At 69.7% G+C, this 21,575-nt stretch carries 13 protein-coding genes; 5 read left to right on the top strand and 8 right to left on the bottom strand.

Going from position 1 to position 21,575, the window contains the following annotated elements:
- Positions 1–22: 22 nt before the first annotated feature.
- From AACH06_RS08765 to AACH06_RS08750, 4 genes are read right to left on the bottom strand one after another with little or no spacing between them, the layout of a single operon-like run.
- The gene (locus AACH06_RS08765; protein WP_341425274.1) at positions 23–1,135 is read right to left on the bottom strand and encodes an RDD family protein; all 1,113 of its coding nucleotides are present in this window, start codon (positions 1,133–1,135) and stop codon (positions 23–25) included.
- The gene (locus tag AACH06_RS08760) at positions 1,132–2,958 is read right to left on the bottom strand and encodes an ABC transporter substrate-binding protein (protein ID WP_341425273.1); all 1,827 of its coding nucleotides are present in this window, start codon (positions 2,956–2,958) and stop codon (positions 1,132–1,134) included. The genes AACH06_RS08765 and AACH06_RS08760 overlap by 4 nt, the downstream gene beginning before the upstream one ends.
- Positions 2,955–4,787: an ABC transporter substrate-binding protein gene (locus AACH06_RS08755; protein ID WP_341425272.1), complete on the bottom strand. Its 1,833-nt coding sequence runs from the start codon at positions 4,785–4,787 to the stop codon at positions 2,955–2,957. The genes AACH06_RS08760 and AACH06_RS08755 overlap by 4 nt, the downstream gene beginning before the upstream one ends.
- Positions 4,784–6,658: an ABC transporter substrate-binding protein gene (locus AACH06_RS08750; protein WP_341425271.1), complete on the bottom strand. Its 1,875-nt coding sequence runs from the start codon at positions 6,656–6,658 to the stop codon at positions 4,784–4,786. Before AACH06_RS08750 ends, AACH06_RS08755 begins: the two co-directional genes overlap by 4 nt.
- A gap of 119 nt (positions 6,659–6,777) precedes the next feature.
- Between AACH06_RS08750 and AACH06_RS08745 the strand changes: the two genes are divergently transcribed.
- From AACH06_RS08745 to AACH06_RS08725, 5 genes are all read left to right on the top strand, one after another.
- Entirely contained in the window at positions 6,778–7,716 is a 939-nt protein-coding gene (locus AACH06_RS08745; protein ID WP_341425270.1) for an ABC transporter permease, read from the top strand.
- Positions 7,716–8,771, top strand: coding sequence for an ABC transporter permease (locus AACH06_RS08740; RefSeq protein WP_341425269.1), 1,056 nt, complete (start codon positions 7,716–7,718; stop codon positions 8,769–8,771). The genes AACH06_RS08745 and AACH06_RS08740 overlap by 1 nt, the downstream gene beginning before the upstream one ends.
- A gap of 40 nt (positions 8,772–8,811) precedes the next feature.
- Complete coding sequence (locus AACH06_RS08735) at positions 8,812–10,560, top strand: ABC transporter ATP-binding protein (RefSeq protein WP_341425268.1); 1,749 nt, start codon at positions 8,812–8,814, stop codon at positions 10,558–10,560.
- Positions 10,560–11,033, top strand: coding sequence for a GNAT family N-acetyltransferase (locus AACH06_RS08730; RefSeq protein WP_341425267.1), 474 nt, complete (start codon positions 10,560–10,562; stop codon positions 11,031–11,033). Before AACH06_RS08735 ends, AACH06_RS08730 begins: the two co-directional genes overlap by 1 nt.
- A 100-nt stretch (positions 11,034–11,133) precedes the next feature.
- Complete coding sequence (locus tag AACH06_RS08725; RefSeq protein WP_341425266.1) at positions 11,134–12,414, top strand: solute carrier family 23 protein; 1,281 nt, start codon at positions 11,134–11,136, stop codon at positions 12,412–12,414.
- Positions 12,415–12,418: 4 nt separating this feature from the next.
- Here the strand turns inward: AACH06_RS08725 and AACH06_RS08720 are convergent, their stop codons facing one another.
- The 4 genes from AACH06_RS08720 to AACH06_RS08705 form a co-directional block, all read right to left on the bottom strand.
- A complete protein-coding gene (locus AACH06_RS08720; protein WP_341425532.1) occupies positions 12,419–15,169 on the bottom strand; it encodes a CHASE2 domain-containing protein in 2,751 nt (916 codons plus the stop codon).
- A 2-nt stretch (positions 15,170–15,171) separates the two neighbouring features.
- The gene (locus AACH06_RS08715; RefSeq protein WP_341425265.1) at positions 15,172–16,824 is read right to left on the bottom strand and encodes a FecR domain-containing protein; all 1,653 of its coding nucleotides are present in this window, start codon (positions 16,822–16,824) and stop codon (positions 15,172–15,174) included.
- Between the two features lie 196 nt (positions 16,825–17,020).
- Positions 17,021–18,370, bottom strand: coding sequence for a cardiolipin synthase (gene cls / locus AACH06_RS08710; RefSeq protein ID WP_341425264.1), 1,350 nt, complete (start codon positions 18,368–18,370; stop codon positions 17,021–17,023).
- A gap of 262 nt (positions 18,371–18,632) precedes the next feature.
- Positions 18,633–21,509: a PAS domain S-box protein gene (locus AACH06_RS08705; protein ID WP_341425263.1), complete on the bottom strand. Its 2,877-nt coding sequence runs from the start codon at positions 21,507–21,509 to the stop codon at positions 18,633–18,635.
- Positions 21,510–21,575 lie beyond the last annotated feature (66 nt).

Raw genomic sequence — 21,575 nt, 5'->3', positions numbered from 1 at the left:
TCGGCCTCGTGGGTCGGCGGTGTCAGGTCGGCGGCATCAGGCTGCCAGGGCTTGAGGTGGACACGCCAGCTGCAGCATCGGCGAGGGCCGTGGCGGGTGGCGTGGTGAGTGCCGTGTTGGGGGCCGGTGCGGAAGGCGAGGCGGCGGGCATGCGCGGCGCCCGCTCGTTGACCACCACCGTGTGCGCCGCCTTGTCCTGCAGCCCCTGGCGGTTCGGGTCCCACAGCAGTTGCACCAGGCCCAGGCCGCCGGTGGCCATGCCGGCCAGGTAGCCACCGAAGCGCTTGAAGTTGAGCAGTGGGGTCATCGGCTTGCCGGTGATCTCGAGCACCCGCAGCCCGAACAGGCGCTTGCCCAGCGTCTGCCCGCGCCACCACGCCGGCAGCATCGTGAAGTAGACCAGCGACCAGCCGTAGCCGATGCCGAAATCCAAGCCCAGCCGGCGCAGGCGTTCACGCCAGTTCTGCGCCTGGGCCGCCCGCTCTGCGGCCTCTTGCTCGCGAGCCAGCCGACGCTCGAGATGGCGCACACGCGCCTGCAGCTGGGCCACCGGGTCGCTCGCGGCGGCGCTGGGGGCCGAGGCGGGCACCGCCGACGAGGCCGCCGCGGCCGCGATCTGCAGCACCGGTGATGATGCCGAGCGCGCGGCTGCATCCAAGGCGTCGGCCACGGCGCGCCGCTGGGCGATGAGCTCTTCGCTGGCCCCGGCGGCGTCCCCGTCGCCCTCTTCAACGAGAGTCTCTTCGTCATCCTCGCTGGGCGCGGGCGGCGCCTGGACGGCCTCGTAGACACCGGCCAGCAGCAGGGCCCCGAAGAGCGTGACGGTGATCGCCCGGCGCAGCAGGCCCGGCGGATGCGTTTGTGCCTGGCGATGCTCGAAGATGCCCAGCGCACAGGCGGCCAGCAGCCAGAGGTTGGAGAAGGTGGACACCAGCCCGATCACCGCCAGATCCACCCCCATCGCCAGCAGGCGCTGGGTGGGGCGCGCCAGCGGCAGGCCCAAGAGGCCGGGCGCGACGTTCAACTCTTCGGGCGTGACCCAGCGGCCACTGCGCGGGCTCAGCCGCTCCAGCCACGCCCGCCGGGCCGCAGGGGGCGCCAGGGCGCTGTCGCCGCGGGGGCCGGGTGCGTTCATTGCGGTCGGGCGCCTTCAACGTCCGCGTATTGCCACCAGTCGAGCCAGAACAAGGGGCGACGATAGCCCAGGACCTCACGTTGGGCGAGGTCGGTGACCATGCTGTGGTATCGGATGCGGTACGGCATCCACGCGGCGGCCTGCCGTTTGGCCTCGACGAAGGTGGCTTCGCGTTCGGGCCCGTCCGGCAGCTCGGACAGCCGACGGTACAGCGCGTCGAACTCCGGGCGCTTGAAGCGCGCCATGTTCTGGCCGCCGATCTGGCTGCCGTCGTAGCGCTGCAGCGCGCCCTGGCTGTCCGGCGAGGCCGAGACATTGCCCACATGCCAGATCTGGAAGCTGCCCGAGCGGGCCGCCTTCAGCAGCTCTGGCCACTTGCCGGGCTTGAAGTTCACCTTGATCTTCAGCGCCTTCATGTCGCGCTGGTATTGCTCGGACATCTGCCGGCCCCGCTGGTCGGACTCGATCGACCACTGCAGCTCCAGCGGCGAACCGTCGGGCAGGTCACGCCAGCCGTCGCCATCGCGGTCGACGTAGCCGTACAGGTCGAGCAGCGCGTTGGCGCGGGCCGGGTCGTAGTCGCCCATCGAGCTTTTGAAGGCGGGGTCGTAGGACTTGGTGTTCGGCGAGATGGGCGCCTGCGCAAGCACACCCTGCCCCTTGTGCACCAGCCGCACCTCGCGTGCCACGTCCATGCCGAGCCCGATCGCGCGGCGCAGCGCCACCTTCTCGGGCGTGTAGCCGCCCACCACCGGGTCTTCAAGGTTGAAGAAGGTCATGGCCTGGTCGGCGCGCACCTGGCGCCAGCCGCGCACGCCTTGTTTGGCCAGGTTCGGTGCCAGGTGGCCGTTGGGCATGGCCAGGCCCGAATACTCAGGTGGCACCTGTTCGATGAAGTTGTGCTGGCCGTTCAGGAAGGCCAGCCAACGCGGCTGGTTCTCTTCGATGATCGAGATCTCGACCCGATCGATCATCGGGATGCGACGGCCTTTGAAGCGCGCCAGCAGGGCCTGTCCCTCGGCATCGTCGGCGGCGGGCTCGGCATCGTAGTAGCGCTCACGGTAGTCGGGGTTGCGCTCCAGTGCGATGAAACTGGCCCGACGCCAGGTCGCCAGCTTGAACGGCCCCGTGCCGACTGGATGCTCGCTGATCTTGTCGCCGTAGGCTTCGGCCACTTCGCGGGCGAAGCCCCCCAGCAGGTCGCTGGCGGCGAGGAACTCGATGAAGCGCGGGCGGGCCTCGGCGAGCTTGATCTGCAGCGTGTAGCGGTCCAGCGCACGCAGGCCCTCGACCGGTGCCTCGTAGTCGAACGGCTTTTTCTGGTCGAGGCTGCGTTGGCGCTGCTCGGCCAGCCCCAGCAGTTTGAAGCTGTCCACATAGCCCCAAACGGGGCTCTTGAGCGCGGGGTCGGCGAAACGCTTGATCGCGTAAACATAGTCCTCGGCCACCAGCTCGCGCCGCTTGCCTTTGAAGGCCGGGTCGTCGGCGAAGTAGATGCCGGGTCGCACCCGCATGGTCCAGGTGCGCCAGTCGTCGCTGTGCTGCGGCATGGCCTCGGCCGTCAGCGGCTTGAACTTCGCCGGGCGGGCCAGGTGGTCGTAGGTGTAGAGCGCTTCGAAGATGTGGGCGGTGACGATGCGCGAGTAGATGTCGTTGATCTGGCTCGGGTCGAAGCTCGTCTCGGCGACACGGAAGGCGTAGCGCAAGGTCTTGGGAGAGTCGGAGGGCTCGTCCGCACGGGCGGGCGACACGGCGAGCGCCAGGGCCAGCGACAGTGACAGTGCCGGGGCGGCGGCGAGCAGGGAGCGAAGCAGTCGTTTCATGGTTGCAGGCTGCGTGAGCGCAGCGCGGGATCGATGTCGAGGTACTGCCAGTACCCGCGCAGGTAGGGGTGTCGGCGGTAGCCGAAGACCCAGGGTTGCATCACGTCGTTGACGATGCGGTGGGCGGAGATCTTGTAGGGCATGTAGGCGATGCCGAGCTTCTTCGCCTCGTGGATCAGTGATTCACGCTCCGGGCCGTCTGGCAGCACCGACTGGCGTTCGTACAGCGTGTTGTAGGCCGGCAGGTCGAAGCGCGCATGGTTCGACTGCCCCTTGTTCGGCCCGTACATCAGCCCCAGCATGTCGCTCGCATCGGGCACGGTGGCGCTCCAGTTCACGCCCCACATCATCAGCTTGCCGGCCCGGGACGACTTCAGTTGCTCCGGCCACTTGGCCAGCTTGAACTCGATGCGGATCTTCAGCGCGTTCATCGCGCGTTGCCATTGCTCCTGCAGCAGGCGCGACTGCTGGTCGGGCTGCGCGGCGTACTCGATCACCAGCGGGCTGCCGTCGGGCAGCTCGCGCCACCCGTCGCCATCACGGTCGGTGTAGCCGTACAGATCGAGCAACGCACGGGCCTTGCCCACGTCGTGCTCGCTCATCTCGCTCTTGAAGCCCGCCGCGTAACCAGGCATCTGCGGCGGCACGATGGCCTGGGCCGGCACGCCCTGCCCTTGCCGCACCAGGGTGATCTCGCCCTGCACGTCGTAGGCCAGCGACATGGCGCGGCGAAGTGCCACCTTCTCGGGCGTGTAGCCGCCGACGACCGGGTTCTCCATGCCGAAGTAGCTGTAGGAGACGTCGACGCCGACCATGCGTTCGAGGTGCAGGCCCCGCTTCTCCAGATTCGGCAGCAGCCGGCCATTGGCCATCACCTTGCCGGTCAGTTCAGGGGGCAGTCGTTCGATCCAGTCGTGCTCGGCGTTCAGGAAGGCGAGCAGCCGCGGCTGCGATTCCTCGACGATGGCCACCTCGACGCGGTCGATCAGCGGCAGCCGCTGGCCCTTGAGCCGCTGCGCGATGGCCTGGGAGGTGGCGTCCCCCGCGGGCGGTGTCGCGTCGTAGAAGACCTCGCGGTAGTTCGGGTTGCGTTCCAGCACGATCAGCGACGAGCGCCGCCACTCGGCCAGGCGATACGGGCCGGTGCCCACCGGGCGCTGCATCGCGTGATCGGGGTCGGCCTCGATCACTTCGCGGGCCACCGCCCCCGCCACCGCCGAGTCGGCGAACTGGTAGGCCAGGCGCGGCATCGGCTCGGCCACGGTGACCACGAAGGTGTATCGGTCGATCGTCTTCAGGCCTTCGACCTCGGTGTCGTAGTCGAAGGGGGTCTGGTTCTTCAGCGCGCGTGCGCGCAATTCCGACAGGCCCAGGATTTTCGCGTTCTCGAAGATGTAGAGGTTGCCGCTCTTCCAACGCGGGTCGTAATGCCGCTTGATCGCGTAGACGTAGTCGGCGGCCACCAGCTCGCGCTTCTGGCCCTTGAAGGCCGGATCGTCGGCGAAATGGATGCCTGGCTTGATGCGGAAGGTGAATCGGCGGAAGTCCGGCGAGATCTCCGGCAGGCCCACCGTCGTGCCCGGCTTCAGCGCGACCGGCCGCGCGAGGAAGTCGTAGGTCAGCGGCGCTTCGAAGATGTTGGCCGCGACGATGCGCGAGTACACATCGGTGATCTGCGCCGGATCGAACCCTGTCTCGGCGACGGGGAAGGCGTAGCGCATCACCTTTTGCGCAGGGGCGGCAGGTGGCGCGTCGGCACCCTGGGCGCTGGCCACCAAGGCCATGCCCAGCGCCACCCAGGCGCCACGCAGGACAACAGCAACAGTCATGGGTTCACGGGGTTGGGCACCACGTCGACATAGGCGTGGAAGGGCCGCAGGTAGGGATGGGGCTGATAGCCCTGTAAGCGTGGCCAGTGCAGGCTGACCTGCAGGCGGTGCACATGGGCCTTGATCGGCAGGTAGGCCAGCAGCAGCCGATTGGCCTGGGCGATGGTGGCCAGCCGCTCGGGGCCATCGCCCATTTCGGCCTGGCGGTCGTACAGCGCGTTGAAAGCCGGCAGATTGAAGCGCGACAGGTTGTCGCCGCCGATGGCCGGGCCATAGGCCAGGCGCAGGAACTCGTCTGCATCGGGCGCGCTGGCGTTCCAGGAGAGGAACCAGATCATCAGCTTGCCGGCCCGGGCTGCCTTGGCCTGTTCGGTCCACTGGCCGGGTACGAAGTCGATGCGCAGGTGCAGGCCGTCCATGCGGCGCTTCCACAGCTCGTTGAACGGGCGAAGCGTCTTGTCGGTGTGGTACTGCAGCACCAGCGGTGAGCCATCGGGCCGGTCGCGCCAGCCGTCGCCATCGCGGTCGAGGTAGCCGTACAGGTCGAGCAGCGCGTTGGCGCGCGCCGGGTCGTAGGTGCTCATCTCCGACTTCAGTGCCGGGTCGTAGCCATAGGTCGACGGCGGCACCAGGCTTTGTGCGGGCACACCGAGCTGTCGCCGCACGTTGCGCACCTCTTCGTCGTTGTCGTAGCCCAGCCCGATCGCGCGGCGCAGCGCCACCTGGGCCGGGCCGTAGCCGCCCACCACCGGGTCGTCCATGTTGAAGACGGTGTAGACGACGTCGGGCCGGGCGAGCTTCTGGGCCACGATGCCCTGGCGCTGCAGGTTGGGCGCCAGCCGGCCACCCGGCATGGCGACAGGGGCGAAGGTGCCCGGCAAGAGCACCAGGTCCAGACCCTGCTGCAGGAACGACAACCAACGCGGCTGTTCTTCGTCGATCACCGCGATCTCCACCCGATCGACCATCGGCAGGCGCCGCCCGTGCAGCGCCTGCGCGATCGCCTGGGCCTCGGCATCGTCAGGCGAGGCCTCTTCGTCGTAGTGCACCTCGCGGTAGCCGGGGTTGCGCGCCAGCACGATCTGCGAGCCCTTGCGCCACGAGGCGAGCACGAAGGGGCCGCTGCCCACCGGGTGGTCGCCGACGCTGTCGCCGTAGTGCTCGACCACCTCGCGCGCCACCGGCGCGGCCGCCACCGTGCCCGTCAGGCTGAAGATGAAGCGCGGGTCGGGTTTGTCGAGCCGGAAGCGCAGCGTGTGGCGGTCGATCGCCGTCAGGCCTTCGACCGGCGCGTCGTAGTCGAATGGCGTCTTCTGGTCGAGGGCGCGCTGGCGCACCGCGTTGAGACCGGTCAGGCCCATGGCGGCGAAGTTCGGCAACTGCGGGCTCTTCCAGCGCGGATCGAAGATGCGTTTGATCGCGTAGACCACGTCGGCGGCCACCACCTCGCGGCGCTGACCACCGAAGGCCGGGTCGTCGGCGAAGAACACGCCGGGCTTCAAGTGCACCGTGTACTCGCGCCAGTCGGCGCTGTGCTCGGGCAGCGCCGCGGCCAGCTGCGGCTTCACCGTCACCGGGCGGGCGAGGTAGTCGAAGCGATAGAGCGGCTCGAAGATGCTGCCCGCCACCTCGACGCTGTAGATGTCGGAGAACGACACCGGGTCGAGCGTGGTCGCATCGCTCACCATCGCATAGCGCAGCACTTTCGGCGCTGGCTGGGCCAGGGCTGGTGCACCGCAGAGGCACCACATCGCGCACCACAGCAGCCACCAGCGCACCCGCATCGGGCGCTGCGGGGTCGGCCGGCGAACATGGGCTGATGGTTTGTGCGGCATCAGACAACGATAGTGCATGGCGCTGAAGGTTCCCATCGGGAGATGCGATCAAGACTGTTCACGTTGCGGGGCAAACGCCGAGAAAAATCCGGTTGGCACGCCCCTACACTCGCGCATCTTCACGAGCGACTCCCCTTGAGCGGGGAGCACCCGACATGGCGGCCTATGTGATCCGGCGCCTGTGGCAAATGGTGCCGACCTTGCTCGGCGTCGTGCTGCTGGTGTTTGTGCTGTTCAAGTTCTTCGGCGGCGACCCCGCCGAAATCCTGGGGGGCCTGAACGCCACGCCGCAGCAGATCGATGCCATCCGCGAACAGCTGGGCCTGAACAAGCCCTGGTGGGTGCAACTGGGCATCTTCCTGAAGCAGATCGCCACCTTCGACTGGGGCAAGAGCTGGGCGACGCAGGAGGCGGTCTCCAACCTCTTTGCCACGCGCTTGCCGGCCACGCTGACGGTGATGACGCCCATCCTGATTCTCGACACGCTGATCGCGATCCCCATCGCCCTGGGCGTGGCCTATGTGCGCGGCTCGCTCACCGACCGCACGCTGATGGTCGTCACCACCGTGGCGTTGTCGATCTCTTTCCTGGTCTATGTCATCGTCGGTCAGTACGTGTTCGGCTTCCAGTTGGGCTGGTTCCCGGTGCAGGGGTGGAGCGACTCGACCTGGACCAACCTCACCACCTACGTGCCGCTGCCGGTGATGCTGGCGGTGGCGGTGGGCCTGTCGCCCCAGGTGCGGCTGTACCGAAGCTTCTTCCTCGATGAGCTGGGCCAGGACTACGTGCGCACCGCGCGTGCCAAGGGTCTGGGCGAAGGGCCGGTCTTGTTCAAGCATGTGCTGCGCAACGCGATGGTCCCGATCCTGACGAACGTCGGCCTGGCGCTGCCGGGCATCTTCGTGGGCTCATTTCTCATCGAAGTGTTCTTCTCCATCCCCGGCTTGGGTCGGGAGGTGTTGCTGGCGGTCAACCGCAGCGACTACCCGGTGATCCAGGCCGTCACCGTGTACTTGGCGATGCTGACGATGTTGATCAACCTGGGCACCGACCTGCTCTACAAGGTCGTGGACCCGCGCGTGGTGCTGAAGTGATGAGTGCAGTCGTGTCTACCGCATCGGCACCGGGCTCGGCCCTCGAGCGCTCGGAAGGTGTCTGGCATGCCGCCTGGCGGCGTTTCAAGGGTGACCGGGTCGGGGTCGTGAGCATGGTGGTCGTGCTGGCCTTCCTGCTGTTGATCGCCGCCGCCGCGCTGGGCCTGGTGGCCCGGCAGTGGCAGCAGGAGATCGGCGTGCCCAATGCGCCGCCGACCTGGCTTGGGCCGGCGCCACCGGAGGCCACGGGCGCCATCGAACAGCCCAAGGGCCCGAACGTCGACATCAGCGACATCGACCCCCTGGCCCCGAAGTACGCCGAGTGGGCCGAGCTGGCGAAGAAGTACCAGACCTCCGACACGGTGAAGGCCGAGACCCTGCCGCTCGGCGGCGACCGGCTGGGCCGGGATGTGCTGGCCAAGGCGATCAAGGGCACCGAGATCTCCGTCTTCGTGGGGGTGCTGGCCGCCGTGCTGGCCACGCTCATCGGCACCGTGCTGGGCGCGATGGCCGGCTTCTTCGGCGGCAAGGTGGGCGACTTCCTCGAGTGGCTCTACAACGTGTTCACGGCCATCCCGGACATCCTGCTGATCTTTGCGTTCGCCGCGGTGTTCGGGCGTGGCATCGGCACGGTGGTGGTCATCCTGGCGCTGGTGGGGTGGACGGGCCTGTATCGCCAGGTGCGCGCCGAGTTCATGAAGCACCGCAGCCGCGAGTACGTGCGTGCGGCCGAGGCCATCGGTGCGTCGACGGCCTCGCGCATGTTCCGCCACATCCTGCCCAACGTGAGCCACGTGATCCTGGTGCGCATGAGCCTGCTGGTCGTCGGCTTCATCAAGAGCGAGGTGATCCTTTCCTACCTGGGGCTCGGCGTGCCGATCGACCAGGTGAGCTGGGGCACGATGCTGGCCGAGGCCCAGGGCGAGCTGATCCTGGGCTACTGGTGGCAGCTGGCCGCGGCGACCACCTTCATGGCCACGTTCCTGATCGCCTTCTCGCTCGCCGCCGATGCCTGGCGCGACGCGCTGGACCCGAAGCTGCGGGGGATCGAATGATGTCTACGTGCCCCAACCTATCCATGAGCCGGGGTGCCGCATGACCGCGCCGTTGCTGTCCATCCAGGACCTGAAGGTGGCCTTCCGCATGGGGCTGCGCGACGGCGTCGTGCAGCGGGCCGAAGCGGTGGGCCGTGGCACCACCACGGTGAGCTTCGACGTGGCCGAGAACCAGACGGTGGCCCTCGTCGGCGAATCGGGCTCGGGTAAGAGCGTGACGGCGATGTCCATCGTCAACCTGTTGCCCGACAACGCCGAGCGCTCGGGCCGGGTGATGTGGCGCGGGCGCAAGGAAACGGCGGGGCTGGCGCCCAGCGGCAGCCCAGCGGGTTCGATGGACCTGCTGCAGGCCGACCGGGCCACCTTGCGGGCTTTGCGCGGCCGCGAGATCGCCTGTGTCTTCCAGGACCCGATGTCCTCGTTGAACCCCGTGTTCACCGTGGGGCAACAGCTGATCGAACCGCTGGTCACCCACCTCGGCCTCAAGCCGAAGGCGGCTCTGGCGCGAGCCGAACAACTGCTCGGCGAGGTGGGCATCCCGGAGCCGGCACGGCGGCTCAAGGCCTATCCGCACGAGCTGTCGGGTGGCCAGCAGCAGCGCGTCATGATCGCGATGGCCCTGGCCTGCGAACCCAAGCTGTTGATCGCCGACGAGCCGACGACGGCGCTCGATGTGACCATCCAGCGCCAGATCATCGAGCTGCTCGCCCGGCTGAAGGCCAGCCACGGGCTGTCGGTGCTGTTCATCAGCCACGACCTCGGGCTGGTCGGCGAAATCGCCGACCAGGTGGTGGTCATGCGCCACGGCACGATCCGCGAGCAGGGGCCGGTGGCGCAGATCTTCAGCGATCCGAAGGATGCCTACACCAAGGCCTTGCTGGCCTGCCGGCCCGCGCTGGCCGAAGAGAACCCGGCGCGGTTGATGGTGATCGACGACCACATCGCGGGCCGCGCGCCGCAGGGCAGCGCCAAGCCGAAGAACCCGGACGCCCCGGTGGTGCTCGAAGTCAAGTCGCTGGCCAAAAGCTTCTGGCTGCGCGAGGGCCTGTTCGGCCGGCGCGAGTTCAAGGCGGTGCGCGACGTGAACTTCCGCCTGCGGCGCGGTCACACCTTGGGGGTGGTCGGCGAATCCGGCTCGGGCAAGACGACGATGGGGCTCACGCTCTTGCGCCTGCACGAGCCCACCGACGGCGAGGTGCGCTTCGATGGCCACAACCTGCTGACGCTGCGCGATGCCGAGCGTCAGGTCATGCGCCGGCGCATCCAGATCGTGTTCCAGAACCCGTATGCCTCGCTGAATCCGCGCTTCACCATTGGCCAGACGCTGGTGGAGCCGATGACCATCCATGGCATCGGTGCGAACGTGACCGAGCGCGAGCAGCGCGCACGCGAACTGCTGGCCAAGGTGGGCCTCGATGACCGCGCCTTCGCCAAGTACCCGCATGAGTTCTCCGGCGGGCAACGCCAGCGGGTGGCGATCGCCCGCTGCCTCACCCTCAACCCCGAGGTGCTGGTGCTCGACGAAGCGGTCAGCGCGCTCGACGTGTCGGTGCAGGCCCAGGTGCTCAACCTGCTGAAGGATCTGCAGGACGAACTCGGCCTCGCCTACATCTTCATCAGCCACGACCTCGCGGTGGTGCGCTTCATCAGCGACGAGGTGCTGGTCATGAAGGATGGCGAGGTCGTCGAGCAGGCGGACGCGACCACGATCCTGCGCGCGCCGCAGCAGGAGTACACCCGCCGCCTGATCGGCGCGGTGCCCAAGGGCTGGCAGCCGCAGACAGTCTGATGGCCACGGTCCAGGTGCGTCCGATCGCGGTTGCTGATGCGGCCGAAGTCGACGAGGTCGTGCGTCGCTGGCATGGCACCAATGTCGACAGTTACTGGTACAACGACACGCAACAGCGTCACACGCTCGACGGCGCCCGCGGCTTCTTCCTGGCCGAGGTGCTGCCGTCGTGCCAGGTGCTGGTGGCGCTGGTGGACGGCCGGCTGGCCGGCATGATGGCGCTGCAGGTGCCGTGGATCACGCAGATGGCCGTGTTCGCCGAGTACCGCCGCCACGGTGTCGGCAGCGCGCTGCTGGCCGAAGCGCGCGAGCGCTCGCCCGCCGAGCTGCGCCTGTTCACCTTCCAGCGCAACCACGCCGCCCGCGCCTTCTACGAGCGCCACGGTTTCAGCGTGCAGCGCCTGGGCATCAGCCCGGCGCCGGAGAACGAGCCGGATGTCGAATACGGCTGGCTCGGGCACGCTTGCGGTTGACCGGCGCGACGTGGGCCGCCAGGGCTTGCCTACACTGCGCGCGGCGCCGGCATGGAGTCTGCATGCCCGGCCCACAGTTTCAGCACAAGGAGAGTGAGTCATGAGCCTGCTGCCCACCTGGCGCGAAGTCCCGGCCCGACCGGGGGTCGTCGTGGCGCCCGATGAACGATTGCCCTGGCCGCAGACGGTGGTGTTGGGCGTGCAGCACGTGATCGCGATGTTCGGCGCCACGGTGCTGGCGCCGATCCTGATGGGTTTCGACCCGAACGTGGCCATCCTGATGTCGGGCCTGGGCACGTTGATCTTCTTCATCGTCGTCGGCGGTCAGGTGCCCAGCTACCTTGGGTCCAGCTTCGCCTTCATCGGCGTCGTGGTCGCGGCCACCGGCTACGCGGGCGGTGGGCCGAACGCGAGCATCGGTGTGGCGCTCGGCGGCATCATCGTCTGCGGCGCGGTGTACGCGTTGATCGGGCTGACGGTGATGTCGGTCGGCACGCGCTGGATCGAGTCGCTGATGCCGCCGGTCGTCACCGGCGCGGTGGTGGCGGTGATCGGCTTGAACCTCGCCGGCATCCCCATCAAGAACATGGCACCGACCGACTTCGACAAGTGGATGCAGGCGGTGACCTTCCTCTGTGTCGGCCTGGTGGCGGTGCGCACCAGCGGCTTGGTACAGCGCCTGTTGATTCTGGTGGGCCTGCTGCTGGCGACCGTGGTGTACGCGGTGCTGGCCAACGGCCTGGGCTGGGGCAAGCCCATCGACACCAGCGGCATCGCTGCCGCGGCCTGGCTGGGCCTGCCGCACTTCGCGGCGCCGGTGTTCAGCGGCCAGGCGGTGATGCTGATCGCGCCGGTGGCGATCATCCTGGTGGCCGAGAACCTGGGCCACGTGAAGGCGGTGGGGGCCATGACCGGCCGTTCGCTCGACCCCTACATCGGCCGGGCCTTCCTGGGTGACGGCATCGCCACGATGGTCTCCGGCAGTGCCGGCGGCACCGGGGTGACGACCTATGCCGAGAACATCGGCGTGATGGCAGCCACCAAGATCTACTCGACCGCGATGTTCATCGTGGCCGCGCTGCTCGCGGTGCTGCTGGGCTTCAGCCCGAAGTTCGGTGCGCTCATCCAGGCGATCCCGTTGCCGGTGATGGGCGGCGTCTCGATCGTCGTCTTCGGGCTGATCGCGATCGCCGGCGCGAAGATCTGGGTCGACAACCGGGTGGACTTCTCGAACAACACCAACCTCATCGTCGCAGCGGTGACTTTGGTGCTCGGCACCGGCGACTTCACCTTGAAGTTCGGCGGCTTCACGCTTGGCGGCATCGGCACCGCCACCTTCGGCGCCATCGGGTTGTACTGGCTGCTGAAGAAGCGGGCCTGACCCTTCAACTCAATGCCGCTGCGCCGCTGTGGCGCGTCAGCGCGACGATGACGGGGCCCAGGGCCGCCATCACCTGGTTGGACGCGTCCTGCGCCAGTGACGGATCATCGTGCGACAGTGACGTTTCCAGCCGCTGTGCCGCGACGAGCAAGTCGTGGGCGGCAATGCCTTCGGCCACGGTGGCCAGATCGCGAGCCAGGGCGCGCAGGCGCTCGGGTTGGCTGGCCGCGCGGGCGATCTCGTAGTCGCGCGCCCATTGGGGTACGAACACCGCCGCGTGGGCCCGCATGCGCTCGCACGCCGCCGCGTTGCCGCCTGCGCGCGCCAGCGCCGCATCGTGGTCGATGACGCTCGCCGGGGTGGCGTCGGCGGGCAGGGGCGGCGCGGGGTGCGGCGTCATCGCGGGCGCGCCGGCCGGCGTGGCCCAGCGCGCGACCAGCGCCACCAGTTGCTGCTTCGTGTAGGGTTTGCTGAGGTGGCCGTCGCATCCCGCGGCGGCGCTGGCTTGCACATCGCTCGCATAGGCGTTGGCGGTCAGCGCGATCACCGGCGTGCGCAGCCGGCCGTGCGTGGCCTCGTGGTCGCGCAGGCGCCGCGTGACGGTCAGGCCGTCCAGCCCGGGCATCTGAACATCCATGAAGATCAGGTCGTAGCGTTGCCGCAACGCCATCTCCAGCGCCGTCGGGCCGTTGGGGGCGGTGTCGATCAGCGCCCCGCTGCCCTGCAGCATGGCCTCGAACAGGTAGACGTTGACCTCGTTGTCCTCGGCCAGCAGCAGGCGCGGGCCTCGGCCTGCGTGGCCCTCGGTGGCGGCCTCGTGGGCCTCGGCCGTGGAGGCTGCATCGGTGCACGGCCGCAGCGGCACGACGACGACGAAGCAACTGCCCTCGCCCGGCTGGCTTTGCACCTCGATGCGGCCGCCCATCAGGCGGACGACGCTGCGCGTGATGGCCAGGCCCAGCCCGGTGCCGCCGTAGTGGCGGGTGATGCTGGTGTCGGCCTGGGTGAAGGGCTCGAAGATCGTGTCGAGCTTGCTGGGCACGATGCCGATGCCGGTGTCGCGCACCTCGAAACGCACGTCGGCCGCGGTGTTGGGCTCCAGGCTGGCCGACAGCGTCACGCGGCCCACCGCGGTGAACTTCACCGCATTGCCCAGCAGGTTCAGCAGCACCTGTTCGAGGCGCTTGCGGTCACCCACCACCGTGGCCGGCAGGTCGGGGCTGCTGTGCAGGCTCAGCAGCAAGCCCTTTTGCACCGCGCGCGGCTGCATCAGCGACACCAGTTGCTCCAGCAGGCCGCGCAGCGCGAACGGGGCATCGTCGAGTTCAAACCGGCCGGCTTCGATCTTCGAGATGTCGAGCAGGTCGTTGATGAGGTCGTGCAGCGCCTGGCCGGATTGCCGGAAGACTTCGACATGGCGGCGCTGGGCCGGCGACAGCTCGGTTTCGGCCAGCAGCTCGGCCACGCCCAGCAGTGCGTTCATCGGCGTGCGGATCTCGTGGCTGACGTTGGCCAGGAACTCGCTCTTGGCCTGGCTGGCTGCCGCGGTGACGGCGTTTTCGTACTCGAGCTGCTTCTGGCGCTGGGCCAGCCAGCGTTGGCGCGCGACCGCCGCCAGGCCCAGGCCGGCCATGAGCGCGCCCCAGGCGGGCATCACGTCCAGCGGCATGCGCCAGGCCCACAGCGCCGCCGCGCCGATGCCGGCGACCCCGAGCGCGGCGCCGGCCGCGAGTGCGGCGTCCCGGCCAAGCGAAGCGTGACCCCGACGTGCCGTCCAGAACGCCGGCACCAAGCCCAGCGCGAGCAGCCACGCGGCTGAGCCCACGGGCGCGGGCGCCAGCATCGTGCCGTCACGCAAGGCGGCATAGGCCTGGGCCAGCACGGTGGTGCCTGTGACCTGCCCGCCGCTGGTCATCACCGTGTCGGCCAGCAAGGCGCTGCTGCCGACGAACACCACCCGACCGTTGACGGCCTGGTCCAGCAGCGAAGAGCCGGCCATGGCCTGGGCCAAAGGCAACACCGGGGGGGCAGCCGCCGGGCCCGGCAGCGCGAGCCACAACCGGCCGTCCGAGGTGAGCGGCGCTTCGGGTTGACCTGGGCCGTGCGTCGCCTGCCACACCGCCAGCGGCATGGCCGGCCAGCGGCGGCCGTGCGCTTCGTGCCACAGCGGCAGCGTGCGCAGTTGGCCGTCGTCGTCGAGGGGCGTGGTGATCACCCCGATGTGCGGCGGGGTGTCGGGGGCGGGCCACACGCTGCGGGCCGGCAGCGCCAGCGTGGGCCAAGGCTCGGCGGGGATGGCGGCCGCCGGTGGCTCCGCGCCGTCGCCAGCCGCTGCCCGGGCGGGGGGCGGGGCATCGTCGGCACCGTGGCGCAGGCCGGCCGCCCCAAGCACCACCGGGGCGCCGGGCCGGGCCAGCGTGCGGGCCAGCGCCGCGTCACCTTCGTGCGCATCGGCCAGCAGCAGGTCGATGGCGATCGCGCGGGCGCCGGCGTCACGCAGCTGCTCGATCAGCAGCGCGTACACGCCGCGCCGGTAGGGCCAGGGGCCGAAGGTGTCGCGCAGCGCGGCCAGCGAGGCATCGTCGATGTCGATCACCACCACGCCCTCGGCCTGGCCGGCCGGGGCCAGCAGGCGTTGCTGAGCATCCAGCAGCGGACGCGACCAAGGCCGGCTCGCCGGCAGCAGCAGCCCCAGCCCGACGAGGCAGGCGCCCACCGGCACCCACCACAGCGCGGCGGCGCGCCGCCAGGGCATCGTCACAGCAGCAGTACCAGGGGCAGCAACATCAGCCACCACAGCGAGCGTTGGACCTCGATTTCCTGTGGCGTGCCGAACGGGCCTTCGAAGCCCTCGGCGTCGATCGACCGCACCCGCACCAGGTAGCGACCGGGTTCGGGCTTCGGCAACAGCCAGGAGGGCTGCTCGACGCGCTCGTCGTGCAGCACCGCGGCGAAGCTGGGATCGCGCGAGACCTGAACCTGGTAGCGCGTGCCCGGCGCGCCGGCGCCCCAACGCAGCTTCATGCCGCTGTCGGTGGATTCGGGCGGTTCGGGCGGCGGTGGGGGCGGCTGAGGCACGCGGGTCACGCGCTGCGCGTCACCCCAGGGCCCTTGGTCGCCATCGGCACGCACGCTGGCCAGCCGCCACCAATGGGTGCCTTCCGGCAACTCCAGGCTGGCACCCGTGGCAGACAGGTCATCGCGGTCGATTCGGGGCGTGCCGAAGGCCGCGTCGTCTGCCACCTGCAGCCGGTAGCGTGCCGCTTGCGGGTTGCGCGTCCAGCTGAAATCGATCGACGGCGAGGCCAGGCGTGCATCGGCAGCGGGCGTGTTGAGCAGCGGCGGCTCAGGCCGCGCCTTCAGTTTGAACGGATGGCGGGCATCCCGGCCCTCCAGGCCCCCGGCGGCCACGCCGCGCACCCGCAGCTCGTAGGCGCCATCGGGCAGGTCGTCGGGCCAGCGCGCTTGCGGCTGGTCGAAACGGCCGTCGAGCCTCAGCACCTCGGTGCCGGCGGCGTCGAACACCTGAGCCCGGTAGCTGCTGGCGCCGGCGAGCGCCGGCCAGCCGAGGCTCACCGGCATGCGCTCGAGCCGCGACGGTGTCGGCGTGAGGTCGGGCGGCCCGAGCAAGGGCTGGGGGGGCGTGGCCTGTTGCGGCGAGGCGATGGCGCCAAAGCCGGCGGCGACCGGCAGGTCCGCCGCCGGCCGGGCGCGACGCTCGCCACCGGAGGCCGAGGCACCGGGTCGCAGCGCGACCGTGCCCTGCAGCACTTCGAGCCGCGTGCGGTCGCGCTCGGCGCTGGTGCGGAACTCGGTCCCCCGCACCCCCAGGTTGGCCACTGGCGTGCGGATGCGAAAGCGCGTGGGTTGGGCCGGGCCGGCCGCGGGCGGCACCAGGCTGTCGGCGCTGCCGGCATCGAGCCCGAGCTCGGTCTGCACCGGGCCGCCCTGGCCCCAACGCACCGTCTTGTCGATCGTCAAGTCCGATAGCGGGCGCACCAGCACGCGGGCGCCGTCGGCAAAACGAAGGGTCGATGACGACTGGGCCCCCGTGCGCACCCGGTCGCCACGCCGCAGGCGCTCGCCACCGGCCAGCGCCACCGGCGGCGCCCCGGCGCGCTCCAGCGTGACGCTGCCGTGCGCGTGCATGACCTCGGCCATCTCCGCCGTTTCCTGCAGCAGCTGGGCGGGGATGCGCAGCGTGCGGCCGGGCGGCAGGCGCAACGGCTGCATGCCGGGATTGGCCCGTTGCAACTGCTGCCATCGGGTACCGGGGCGAAGCAGGCGCTCGGTCACGCCGATGAAGGTGTCACCGGGCTCGATGCGGTAGTCCAGCACCTCGGCGGGCGCGGCGCGCAACGAACATGTCACCGCCAGCGCGGCGACCGCGACGAATCGATGCTGCAGCAAAGCGAGTCCTGTCCGGGCTGGCGCGCAGCCCAAGCGGCGTGGCAGAAGTCGAAATCGACGCCTCCGGCGACGCGCATCACGACAGGCACCCGCAGGCCGGCAGGCTTCGTCACAGTATAGGTTTGCGGCCCCGTTGCCGACAGGGTGAAACGCGGGGGGGTGGATCGCTGGCTGCAGGGCGGGTGCGGTTCCCGCTTCAGAGCCAGTACTGCAGCAACTGGCCGATCCACTCGCCCACGCGCTGCCGCAGCGGCCGCTCCTGCCACGCCTGCAGGCTCAGGCGATCGGACACCGCCAGATCGCGTTCAAACGATTGCTCCATCTGCTCGGCGAATTCGCTGCCCAGCACCACCGCATTGAGCTCCAGGTTGTGCACGAAGCTGCGCCAATCCAGATTGGACGAGCCGACCGTGGACCAGACGCCGTCGATGACTGCGGTCTTGGCGTGCAGCAGCACGTGGCGGCGCTCGTAGATCTGCACCCCGCTGTCGAGCAAGGTGCCGTACTGCGCCCGGCCGGCGCTCAGCACCAGCTTGGCGTCGCTGTGGCGCGGCAGGATCAGCTTCACTTCGACGCCCCGCTGCGCCGCGGCGCTGAGCGCCGCCACCAACTGAGGGTCGGGCACGAAGTAGGCCATCATGATCCAGATGCGCTTTTCAGCGTGCTCGATCGATGAGATGAGCGTTGCGTAGATGGGGCTGTGGCCCTGGTCGGGCGAGCTGGCGATGGCGCGCACCACCTGCTGGCCCCGTGCCTTGGGGCGGGCCGGCAGGTACTGTGCGGCGTCGAGGGCCGGGCCTTTTTGCGCGGCCCACACCTCCAGGAAGCTTTTCTGCAGTTCGGCCACGACAGGCCCCTCGATGCGCAGATGGGTGTCGCGCCAGGGGCGCTGCTCGGCGTCGTTCTCGGCGGCGGGACGGCGCGCCCCCCTCTTCAACGGCGCCGAGCCGGCCGATCCGGAATAGACAGCGCTGATGTTGATGCCGCCCAGGAAGGCCACCTCGCCGTCGACGACAAGCAGCTTGCGATGGTCGCGCTCGTTCACGTCCCACCCCGCCTTGGCGCGCAAGGGGTTGACCGGGTTGTATTCGACGACCTGGATGCCGGCCGCCTTCAATCGCTCGAAGAAGCTGGTGGGCGTTTCCAAGGTGCCGACGCCGTCGTGAAGCACATTCACCTGCAGACCCTGCTGGCGCCTGGCGATCAGGGCGTCGGCGAAGCGATTGCCGGCTTCGTCGTCCTGCAGGATGTAGGTTTCGAGGTTGATGTGGTGCCGGGCCGCGGCGATGGCCTGGAACATCGCGCGGTACGTGGCCTCGCCATCCTGCAGCAGCGTGACCGCGTTGCCGGTGACCAAGGGGCTGCCGGTGACAGCACTTTCGACCTGCAGATGCTGGTCGAGGATGCTGTCGGGGCCGGGCTCGGCCTTGAGCCGGTTCACGATCTGGCGGCTGCGCGCCGGGGAGACCGGCCCTTGCGCACTTTCCATGTCGACCGGTGCGGTGGGCCCCGAGACGGGGGCCGTGCGGGCCACAGAGGGTGGCATCGGAGCGCAGGCGGTTCCGAGCAGGGCCAGCGCGAAAGCCCAGGCCCAAGCCCGCCTCAAGACGCGCGGCGCGACAGCGCCTCGCCGGGGTGGGCGGACGCGGGGCGAGAAGGGCGGCAGCGTGGGCATGGCGGCGTCCTGCGAAGTGGCTGCCGCAGTCTGGCGGTGAGGCGGGCGGGCGTCTGCCGGCGCGCAAGCGGACTGTCTGTCGGACCGCACCGACAGACGAAGCCCCTGCCCGGTTGCAGCGGGGGCGCCCGCGTCACGCGCCCGGCTTGACCCAGCGTGACAGCACGCGCACCAGCTCGTCCGGTTGCATCGGCTTGCCGACGAAGTCGTCCATGCCGGCCGCGCGGGCCTGCTGACGCTCGTGGTCCAGCGCTGCGGCGCTGAAGGCCACCACCGGCAGCGCGCAGGTGCTGGGGTCGGCCCGCAGGCGGCGCACCGCCTCCAGTCCGTCGAGCACCGGCATGTGCAGGTCCATCAGCACCACGTCGAAGGCTTTCGGGTGGGTTCGGCAGGCCCGGACGGCTTCGTCGCCATCGTGCGCCGGGCTCACGCTCGCCCCCAGTCGCGACAGCATCTCGGCGGCGATGAGCATGTTGACCGGGTTGTCCTCCGCCACCAGCAGCCGCAGGCCGCGCAGCGGCTGGACCTGGCCATCCAGCCCGGTCGTCGGCCGGTCTTCCTGACGGTCGGTGGACGGCAGCGGCAGCTCGGCCCAGAAGGTGGCGCCTTCTTGGGGCACGCTGCGGGCGCCCACTTCGCCGCCCATGCGCTGGGCCAGCTCGCGGGCGATCGACAAGCCCAGGCCGGTGCCGCCGAATCGCCGGGTCGTCGAATGGTCGGCCTGCGCGAAGGGCTGGAACAGGCCCGCCAGCACCTCGGGCTCGATGCCGATGCCGGTGTCTTCCACCTCGAAGCGCAAGCGGCCGGGTTCGGCCACCGCCACACGCAGCAGCACCTCGCCTTGCACGGTGAACTTGATCGCGTTGGCGATGAAGTTCGACAGGATCTGCCGCAGGCGCAGCGGGTCGCCCCGCACCCGTCGCGGCACGCCCGGCTCGATCAGCTGGCGCATCACCAACCCTTTGGCTTCGGCCAGCACCACGTGCGCGCCGTGGACCTTGTCGATCAGGTCGTGCAGGTCGAAGTCGATCGATTCGATCTGCAGCTTGCCGGCCTCCATCTTGCTCAGGTCCAGCACATTGGAGACGATGGCGTTCAGACTCTCTGCCGCATCGATCAGGTAGCGCAGGTGGTTCTGCCGCCGGGCTTCGGGTTGGCCCGGTACGGCCATCAGCCGGGCCAGGCCGAGCACGCCGTTCAGCGGCGTGCGAATCTCATGACTCATGTGCGCGAGGAACGCGCTCTTGGCATCGCTGGCGGCCTCAGCCACTGCCTTGGCTTCGGCCAGCGCCTGCTCGGCGCGGCGGCGTTCGGTGATGTCTTCGACGACCCAGATCGCGCCGGCTTCGTCGGCCTGCCGCGGGTCGACCAGCTGCGAGCGCAGCAGGGCCAGGAACCGGGTGCCGTCAGGCCGGGTGAATTCGTGCTCCAGCTCGACCGGCAGCGACGCGCTCAGGCGCCGCTGCAGCCGTTCGATGAACTGGTGATACGCCTCGTCGCCGCCAAAGAACACCGAGACCGGCTGCCCTGCCATCGAGCCCGGTGGCGCGCCCAGCAACTGCTCCAGCCGCGGATTGACCCGCTCGACCCGTCGGGCCCGCACCAGCGCAACGCCCACGGCCGCATGGTTCAGGATCGCATCGCCCTGCAGCCGCGCCCGCTCGACCTCGGTGATGTCGCGGATGACCATCACGGCCACCGGCTCGCCATCCCACTCGAAGCGGGCGGCCGTCAGCAGGGCATCCCGCGGCGCCCCGTCGCGGCGCCAGAAGCGGGTGCGCAGGTCGCGCACGACGCTCACGCCGCGCAGCGCGTTGATCAAGGTTTCTTCGTCCGAACGGCTGCGCCACAGCCCCAGCTGTAGCGCGCTGCGACCGACCACTTCCTCGGGCCGGTCGTAGCCGCCCATGGTCAGGAAGCTGGGGTTGGCCAGCGTGAGCCGCCCGTCGCGCAGGCTGGCGACGGCGATCGCATCGGGCGACAGGCGCACCAGCCTGTCCAGCAGCGTGCGCGAGCGTTCGTGTTCGCGCGCGGCCAGCACCTCGCCGGTCACGTTCTGGCTGATACCCCACCAGCCCAGGTGTTTGCCGCTCAGGCCGATCACCGGCTCGCCGCTGCCGCGCACACAGATGATCTGCCCGTCGGCGCATTCAAAGGTGAGCACCCGGCCGCGGTAGGGCCGCCTGGCGCGCAGGTCATCGACCAGGGCGGCGAATTCGGCATCGTGAACCATGCGTGGGCCGCCGGGCTGGTCGATGCGCATGAACTCGGCCACCGTGCGGCCGGTGTGGCGCTCGAAGGCCGGCGAGATGTAGGTCAGGTAGCCACGCCGGTCGGCTTCCCAGGTCCAATCGCTGCTCAGGCGCAGAAATTCGGACAACCGGTGTTCTTTCGTCCACGCCTGGTGCAGGCTCTGGCCGAGCTGCCGCCCGAGGATGGTGGCCACCGCCAGCGAACCGGCGGTCAGCAACAGGTGCGAGCTGAGCCGCCCCAGGCTGCCGCCGGGCACGGCTTGCGCCGCACCGGGCAGCCACTGGTGGATTTCGCCTTGGTAGATGGCGAACAACATGGCCGCCTGCAACGCCGCCAGAAGCCAGGCCACCGTCGTGCGGGCGAGCAGCCCCGCCAGCACGATCAGCACGGCCGAGCCGGACAGCAACACCGACATCAACCCCAGCCCGGTGAACCAGCCGTACAGGCCGAACGTCGTCTGCAGTGTCAGCAGCAGCAGCCCGACGGCCGCCTGGGGCGAGGCGCGGCGCACGATCAGGATCGACGCGGCGGCGCTGACCACCAGCACGGCACCGATCATCAGGCGCCAGCGCACGAACGGCGTGGGCACACCCAGCCACTGCTGCAGTGGCACCGAGACGCACAACAGCACCGCGAGCGTGACGGACACCCACAGCAGTGCCCGCACGGCGACACGGGCTCGCTCAGCTTCGGCGCGCAGCGCGCCGTCCCGGAAGGGCAGGCCGGCGAAAGGCTCTTCGGCTGCGTCGGTGGGCAAGCCCAATTCCCCGAGAAGATGTGACGGAGCCCGTAGGTTACAGGCTCCGGCTGACGCCACACCCGC

Origin of the sequence: Ideonella lacteola (assembly GCF_038066555.1) — a bacterium.
GTDB lineage: Bacteria > Pseudomonadota > Gammaproteobacteria > Burkholderiales > Burkholderiaceae_C > Ideonella > Ideonella lacteola.
This window is presented reverse-complemented; position numbering and strand designations above follow the sequence as displayed.